This window comes from Arthrobacter sp. H41 (assembly GCF_000520535.1).
GTDB lineage: Bacteria > Actinomycetota > Actinomycetes > Actinomycetales > Micrococcaceae > Arthrobacter_D.
Genome location: NZ_AZRZ01000431.1, coordinates 1 through 7,830 on the forward strand (window position 1 = coordinate 1; position 7,830 = coordinate 7,830).

Sequence of the window (7,830 nt, forward strand, 5' to 3'; positions counted from 1 at the left end):
TGACTGGCCGGAGAGCCGGGAGGACGAGTTTCACGATTATCAGTTGGTGGTCTTGCCGGCGATCAGCTCAATTAGGCGTGTGCTGCTTGCAGTCGGCTTTCCTGGTTTTGCGGGGTCCGGCCGATGATGGTGTTGGTGAGGTGCGCGGCGAAGTCTTCGGTGAGTTCCAGGACCACGCGGCAGTGCGCGCCGGGTTGTTCGGGGTATCCGAGGTGCTGGCCGCGTAGGTCGCAGATTGTTTGGCCGCGGCCGGGTCCGTGCCCGGCGTCGACCTCGACGTGGATTACGGGTGCTGTGCGGAGGGCGACCGCCTCCACGGCGATCGCGGCGGCAAGCGGATCGTGCATGGCGGAGCAGGCCCGTCCGAAGATTCCCTCGTAGAAGCGGTAGTAGTGGCCGAGCATTTCTCCTAGGGTGCGTGCCAGCGGGGTGTCCGCCGCAAGGAGTTCCCGTCGGTGCTCTTCTTCGAGGACGTTCGCCATGGTCACGTCGAGTGGAACGAGGGTGATGTTCCATGGGGCGGCGAGGACTTCGCGGGCGGCCTCGGGGTCATTGCCGATGTTCGCCTCGGCGACGGGGGTGATGTTGCCGGGGACGAGCGCCGCACCGCCCATGATGGTGATTTCAGCGATGAGCGCTGGAAGGCGGGGCTCGAGCCGCAGGGCGTGCGCGATGTTGGTCAGTGGGCCGATGGCCAGAATGCGCAGGGTCCCCGGGTTCTCATAAGCGAGCCGGATCAGCAGTTCGGCCGCCGTCTCGGAGTGTGGGGTGTGGTCGGCGGTGGACAGAGTGATGCCGCCGATTCCGTTGGGCCCGTGGACGTGGGGTGCGCCGCCGTCGAAGGGTCGGGCCAGGAAGTCGTGCGCGCCGATGGCCACCGGAATGCCCGGGGTTCCGGCGAGTTGCAGGAGGTCACGGGTGTTTGCGGCTCCGGTGGCCGCGGCGACGTTCCCGCTCACGGTGCCGATGCCAAGAAGTTCGACGGTTGGTGTGGCCAGAAGGTAGGCCAGCGCCAGTGCGTCATCGATGCCCGTGTCGCAGTCCAGGTAGAAGGGTCGGATAGTGGTCATGTCGTTTGTTCTCTTTCTGACAAAAGGGCGTGTGCTGGGAACTGTGGGCTGGGGGGCTACGGCGCGGGCTCGCCCGTCGGGGCGGGCACGAGAAGGCTGACCAGGAATGCGGCGGCGGTGATGCCGACCGAGATCCAGAGGGCGGCTGCGTAGCCGTCTGGCGTGCCCTGCCCGGCGAACGGCGCCACGAGGACGACGCCGAGGCTTGCTCCGATACCAAAGGATGCTCCGTTAATGCCGGGAAGGGCGCCCGGTGCGTCCTTGGGGGATAGCAGTACGGAGAGACCGTTGATGGCGGTGAGGAAGAAGCCGTTGTAGAAGATCCCGAGCGCAGCGACTGCGGCCAGCACGGCCCACTGGTTGTCGGCGAAGAGCGCGGCGCCGATCGCGCAGGCGAGGCTCAGGGCGGTGCCGATGCGCAGGGTTTTGATCCACCCTGTCCGGGCGGTGAGCCATCCGGCCAGCGGTGCTGCGAAGACGCCGATGAGCGCGGCCGGGGTGAGGAAGAACAGGGCCGAGAGGGAAGCGCTGAGGCCGAAGCCGTTCTGCGCGTCCTGGCTGAGCAGGACGACAGTGAAGTTCATGATCGCGAAGATGCCGGCGAGGGTCAGTACGGTGGTGGCGATGACGGTCCAGACGTTGCGGGAACGCAGGTGGTGCACGGCGATGAGCGGTGAGCTTCGCCGTTTTTCCACGGCGCAGAACGCGGTGAACGCTGCGATGGTCGCGCCGAGGAGCGCAAGGGCGGCGAAGGAGGTCCAGCCGGCGGACGAACCGGTGGTCACGAAGTAGGTCAGGCCGACAAGGAAGACCGAGAGCAAGGCAGCTCCCCACCAGTCCATGTGGCCGGAGACGGCGGGGCGTCCGGTGGGGACGACGCGGACGATGCACACAGCGGCGATGGCGGCGAGGCCGAGTACCACAACAAAAATCGATTGGAAGCCGAAGGCTTCGGTCATGAGACCACCGGCATAACCGTCAAAACCGGCGACGCCGCCGTTGACGGCCGCCAGAATGCCCACCGCAGTGCCGAACATGCGCGCGTCGAGGTATTCCCTCAGCACAATGTAAGAAAGCGCGAACATGGCGCTCGAGACGCCCTGCAGGAAACGCCCAATGATAAGCAGGGGAAGGGTGGGGGCGAGAAGGCACAGGACCGTCCCGACAGCCATGATAGCCAGCACCAGCAATAGCGCCCGTCGGCGGCCGATGAAGTCGCTCCAACGGCCGATGATCGGGCCGGAGATGGCGCCGGCAAGAAAGAACATGGACTGCACCTGGGCCACGCCTGCAGCGTCTGCCCCGAAGTGCGCGCCGATCTGGGGCAAAGCGGGGGTGACCATGCTCGCGTTGAGCTGGAAGGAGAGGACCCCCAGCAGGAGGGTGGTGATGAGGACTGCGGCCTGGGGGCGGGGGCCGCCCTCGGAAGGGCTTTGCCCAGTGGTTACTGCACCGGATGCAGAGGTGGAGGGAGTGATCACAGCAAACTTCCTTGTTCGACAGGGGCGACGTCGGCCCTTCTGGAGTGTGTTGTTATACAAGCACATATAATGAGCTGGTACAACACATGCTGGGAGGAATGGCTACACTGTTCCTAAAGCGGAACGAACTGAGGCCCCATGAACAATCTCGACGTCCGGCCCTGGGCCGGTCCCCTTAACACCCAGCAAGGGTTGCCGCTGCGCGTGGCCGTATACTCGCGCATCGCCGAGGCGGTCCGGGGCGGAACTCTCCTGCCCGGGTCGCTTCTGCCGACCGAAGCGGAGCTCGGCGCAGCGATGGAAGTCAGCCGGACGGTTGTCCGGGAGGCGCTGATGTTGCTTGAGGAAGACGGACTGGTCCGTGCCCGGCGCGGCGTGGGGCGCTTCGTCACCGATTCGCTTCCCCGGCTGGGTATCGAACGCATCCAGCCCTTCGAGGAACTCCTGACCACTCCTGGTCACCCGGTGTCGGTCGAGCGGGTTCAGACGGTCCACCAGCCGGCGTCGCAGTTCATTGCCCCGGGCATCGGCGTCCGCCCGGACGAGGACTTCCTCCTGTGGGAGACCGTTATCTCCCGAGATGGTGAGGAGATCGCCCACCTGCAGGAGCACATCTCGACCCAGCCCGGCACTCCAGGGTGTCTTGATGATGTAACGGCGGCGCTGGCAGCGCCGTCGGAAAGCGGTACTCTGCTCGCCGCGATCGCAGGCGTTCTGGGCCCGGCCCTCGGACCGGGCAGGTGCGAGATCGGCTTGACCACCGTAGGGCCGAGCCGGGCCAAGCTGCTCGCCCTGCGCCCCTCTGACCCCGTCATGGTGCTCACCCAATACGTCCGTTATGGCGGCGTACCGTTTTACCTTGCTAAATGCCTCATCCCCGCCAGAGCCGGCTACCTCTCCGTTCAGCAATCCTGACCCCACTCTCACCACGCAGCCCGTGCCGCCACCCGGCACACTGATGCTCAGTAAGGAAGTCCATGAAGCACTCCACCCATCAGCCACTGACCGTGCTGGGCAGCATCAATCTTGACCTCATCGCCACCACCGAACGTTTGCCGGTGGCGGGAGAAACCATAGGCGGCGGCACTCTGAGCCGTCAGCCCGGCGGTAAGGGTGCCAACCAGGCCGCTGCAGCCGCGCGCCTTGCAGGCTCCGCCCGGATGATCGGCGCGGTGGGCAACGATGACTCCGGGCGGTTACTGCTGGAAGCCCTCGCCGCGGCGGGAGTGGATGTGATCGATGTAGCCCGCCGCGACACCGAAACCGGTACCGCGCTCATCGTCGTTGACCGCGAGGGAGAGAACCAGATAGCCGTGTGCCCCGGCGCGAACTCCGAGGTCGTCCTCGACGGCGTCGACTTCGCCGGGGACGAGATACTGCTGTGCCAGCTCGAGGTGGGACTGGACATCGTCCTTGAGGCAGCGGGCCGCCACGCCGGGTACTTCGCCCTCAACGCGGCCCCGGCGCAGCCGCTCCCTCTGGAACTCATCCAGCGCTGCGACCTCGTCATCGTCAACGAAACCGAGTACGCCCTGATGCCCGAGCTGGCCGACGCCCGGCTCGTGGCCGTGACCTACGGCAAGGACGGCGCGGCCCTCTACGAACGCGGGAATCTCGTGGCCCGCGCACCCGGGCGAAGGGCGAATGTCGTCAATACGATTGGGGCCGGTGACGCTTTTTGCGCTGCCGTTGTCCTGGCGCTGCGGGACGGGCTGCCCTACGAGCAGGCCCTCGCGGTAGCCAACGCGGTGGGCGCTGACGCCGTCGGCCAGCAGTCCTCCCAGCCCGAGCTCGCCCCGCTGATGAGCTACATCGAGACCGTAGGGCCGGCCCTACCGGCATGACGATCGTGCAATTCGGCGGAGCGCCGAAAACCAGTACAACTCTGGAAATCAGGCAAGCGAGGGAGAGCGACTTCGATGAGGTCCGGCGCATCACCCTTGCAGCCTATGCCGGCGCAGGCCACGTAACCGAGGGCCACCCCTACCTTGCGGTCCTCGGTGATGTCGAGCAGCGCGCATCACACGCCGAGGTATGGATCGTCGAGTCGGACGGTCGGTCGGTGGGGACAGTGATGCTCACCGCCCCCACCCAACGGTATACAGAGGTCGCCCGAGAAGGTGAGCTTGAATTTCGCATGCTGGCCGTAGACCCGTCTGCCCAGGGGCAGGGCGTGGGCCGCGCCATCGTGGAGCAGATCCTGGACCATGCGCATTCTCTGGACGGCGTGAACGCCGTGGTCCTATCTAGCGCCGCCTACATGGGCCCCGCGCACGCCCTTTACAAATCGCTTGGCTTCCGCCGCGTCCCCGGGAGGGACTGGAGCTTCGACGGCGGCGAGAAGAACCTTTGGGTATTCCACTGCACGCTCTGAGCGCGCCCGCCTCAGTATCAGCTTTGACTCCTGCCGCCCTGCCACCACCTATATGGAACTTTTTAAGGCAGGGCGCCCCTCCGCGGACGGTAATGCCCGGCGGTCCTGCGTAACAGATAACGGTCCATTACGTCAGCCTCGAGTTGGAGGTTGTTCTGCCCGAGATGCAGATCCTCGGCATTGACGGAGAGGACGTGTTCCCTGCGGATTATGAGTTTGTGCGGTGAGTGGAAATCAGCGGTTACCCTCAGGGCGTTTCCGTTCCGCAGTAACCGCTGTTAGGCGACGGTCCGCTGCTTTCGGTCAGAGGTGACGTGGGCTAGGTCCATCAGCGCCAGCACCGTCACGATGATCGAAACGGCCACCACTCCGAGCATCAGATACAGGCCGGCCAGCATGGCCATCGCCGATTCCGCGTCGTGCAGGAATCCCATCCCGCCGGCGGCTCCGACGATCCAGAACACGACCACCGTGGTGAGCGCGAACGCCGACGGCACGAACCTTTTGTTCTTCTTGATCCACTGCATGCTGCTCCCCAACCCAAGCCCCGATGATGCACCTATTCTGCTGGGGCTTGTGTGACAAATGGGTCAGTTTGAATCTCGTGTCGGTCACGATTGCGCAGCGATCAAGGGGACTGCGTACGGTTCTTCGGGATCCAAGGTCTCGGATACGCCAAATCCAGATCGTCGCCCTCAATGACGCAGTGCTTCACGTCCTGCTCTACCAACAGGGAATGTAGCTCGAGGGCAACACCTGTCTTCTCGACTCCTGAACGTCCCCAATGAACACCACATGACTCACGGTTTTCACCGAATCCCCAGCTTTTCATTGGTAGGAGCATGTTCACCGGCCACCTTCCATGCGATCAGCCCCGTCCCCAGCGACGGGATCAGTAGACAGGCCTACGTTCTCGGAGCTGACCGGCTGCGTGGTTGGTCTATTCGGTTTCGACGAATGCTGCGTTGCTGAGGTGGACCACGCCGTCGGCGAACGTTTCTATACCGGCCACGTTGGTGGTGTGAGCGGTGAGGTTGCGCAGGCGGTAGAGGTAGATGATCGGGTTGTCCTCCTGGATCTGGGTGACGGCCTGACCGTAAAGCTCGGAGCGCTCGGCGATGTCGTTTGCCTCTGCGGCCTGAATGAGCAGCTCATCGACCTCGAGGTTGCTGTAACCCATGTAGTTATTGCTGGTACTTGTCGACAGGCGGTTGAACATGTTGCCGTGAGGGTCGACCCGGCCGGACCAGCCGAGTTGGATGGTTTCGAAGTCCCCGCGGTCCTGGACGTCGAGCAGGGTTGAATACTCAACGGGCTGGATCTCCATTTCAAAGCCACCCTCCGTGACGGAAGCCTGCAGTGCCTGGGCGAACCGGATGGTGTCGGGGTTGTTACTGACCTGCATCGTGAACTTGTACGGCATTTCCACGCCGGCTTCCTCCAGTAGGGCCTTGGCCGCCTCGGGATCGTACTCGGGGCATGCCTCGCTCGCGTCAGTGCTAAAGGGGCTCGCCGGGGAAATGGGGGAACAGGCGGGCTCATACCAGCCGCCAAAGACCGACTGCACGAGGGACTCCCGGTCGATCGACATGGCCAGAGCCCGACGCACCGTCGTATCGGTAGCCAGGGGAGTATCAATGACTCCCGGGGCCGCGCCGACGCCGTCGGTGTTGCCGACATTGATGGTTAATCCTTGGAAGCCGAGGGAACCGGCCTGCAGGACGTTGATGCCCTCCTCGGCCATGAGTCCGTCCACGTCCTGGGTGGAGATGGTGTCGGCCACCTGGACGTCGCCCGAGCGCAGGTTCGCCGCGCGGATGTTCGAGTCGGTGATGATGCGGTAGGTGATGGTGTCCAGGTGTACGTTCTCGGCGTCGTAGTAGAGCGGATCACGTTCCACGGTGATGGAGGTCTGGGGGATCCGTTCCGCAAACTTGAACGGGCCCACGCAGACGGGGCTGTCGCCGAAGGCTTCACCGTTCGCGGCCAGCGCCGCGGGCGAGAGGATCATGCCGGCACGGTCGGCCAGTGCCGCAGTCAGGGGTGCGAAGGGCTCGGCGTAGGTCACTTCCACGGTGGTCGCGTCCACGGCGGTGATGCTTTCGATGGGGCCGAGTTCGCTCTTGCGCGACGATCCCTCAAGGTTGAGGCCGCGGTCGATCGTCTGGGCCACCGCTTCGGCATTGAAGGGGGTTCCGTCGGCGAAGACCGCGTCGTCGCGGACCGGGATGCTCACGGTCAGGCCGTCCTCGGAGACCTCGGGGAGGTCGGTGGCGAGCTGCGGGACGATCTCGCCGTTTTCGTCGATGTCGTAGAGCTTCTGGCACATGGTCTGCATGACGTACCGCGTGTACAGCGACGACGACGTCGTCGGGTCCAGGCGGTCGGGCTCTGCGGAGAGGGCCATGACGAGATCGCCGCCCTCCACGATGGTCTGATCGCCGATCGGAGCGGTCATGACATCCTCGCCCTGCGGTGCTTCTGTCGCGGTCTGCGGTGCTTGACACGCGGTGATACTGACGACCAGGCCAAGCGCAAGGGCCGGGATCAAGGATCTGTGATGCACGCGCCGAGAAGCGCTGGGTGAAACTGGAAGCGAGTTGGTCACGGGTTTCCTCTGTCCGGAGGGATCTGCATTACATACATTAAGGGCCATAAAGCCGTTTTTGTATACAACCCGACGGTCTTAACTAGGACATAGGAGAACTAATCACGCGAGACGCTCGACAACAGCGCATGTCCCGACCAATTCCTCGGAGTGCAATCACCCCCGGGAAAGGACCGTTCACTGAAGACCGCGCCGGGGATCGACGAAGTGGTTTCACCGGATCGGTGCGGCTGTACCTGGCAGGAGGAATGCTGTGACGCGCCCACCTGTGGACGGCTTTGGGCTCGACCACAAGGG

General features: G+C 64.4%; 7 protein-coding genes. 3 read left to right on the plus strand and 4 right to left on the minus strand.

The genetic code is table 11. From position 1 onward, the window contains the following. Positions 1-71: 71 nt before the first annotated feature. Together Y705_RS0100825 and Y705_RS0100830 are read right to left on the minus strand one after the other, a co-directional pair. Entirely contained in the window at positions 72-1,070 is a 999-nt protein-coding gene (locus tag Y705_RS0100825) for a nucleoside hydrolase (RefSeq protein WP_026531498.1), read from the minus strand. A 56-nt stretch (positions 1,071-1,126) separates the two neighbouring features. Beyond that, entirely contained in the window at positions 1,127-2,551 is a 1,425-nt protein-coding gene (locus Y705_RS0100830) for an MFS transporter (RefSeq protein WP_026531499.1), read from the minus strand. 138 nt (positions 2,552-2,689) lie between these two features. Here Y705_RS0100830 and Y705_RS0100835 point away from each other — a divergent pair, with 138 nt between their 5' ends. The 3 genes from Y705_RS0100835 (at position 2,690) to Y705_RS0100845 (ending at position 4,925) form a co-directional block, all read left to right on the plus strand. Beyond that, positions 2,690-3,466: a GntR family transcriptional regulator gene (locus Y705_RS0100835; RefSeq protein WP_026531500.1), complete on the plus strand. Its 777-nt coding sequence runs from the start codon at positions 2,690-2,692 to the stop codon at positions 3,464-3,466. Positions 3,467-3,528: 62 nt separating this feature from the next. Next, positions 3,529-4,395, plus strand: coding sequence for a PfkB family carbohydrate kinase (locus Y705_RS0100840; protein ID WP_026531501.1), 867 nt, complete (start codon positions 3,529-3,531; stop codon positions 4,393-4,395). Next, positions 4,392-4,925: a GNAT family N-acetyltransferase gene (locus tag Y705_RS0100845; RefSeq protein ID WP_049822059.1), complete on the plus strand. Its 534-nt coding sequence runs from the start codon at positions 4,392-4,394 to the stop codon at positions 4,923-4,925. Before Y705_RS0100840 ends, Y705_RS0100845 begins: the two co-directional genes overlap by 4 nt. A 278-nt stretch (positions 4,926-5,203) precedes the next feature. On the opposite strand, the gene Y705_RS0100850 is transcribed toward Y705_RS0100845, so the two are convergent. After that, entirely contained in the window at positions 5,204-5,452 is a 249-nt protein-coding gene (locus Y705_RS0100850) for a hypothetical protein (RefSeq protein ID WP_026531503.1), read from the minus strand. A gap of 413 nt (positions 5,453-5,865) precedes the next feature. Continuing rightward, entirely contained in the window at positions 5,866-7,383 is a 1,518-nt protein-coding gene (locus tag Y705_RS0100855) for an ABC transporter substrate-binding protein (protein ID WP_253908425.1), read from the minus strand. Between the last annotated feature and the right edge of the window lie 447 nt (positions 7,384-7,830).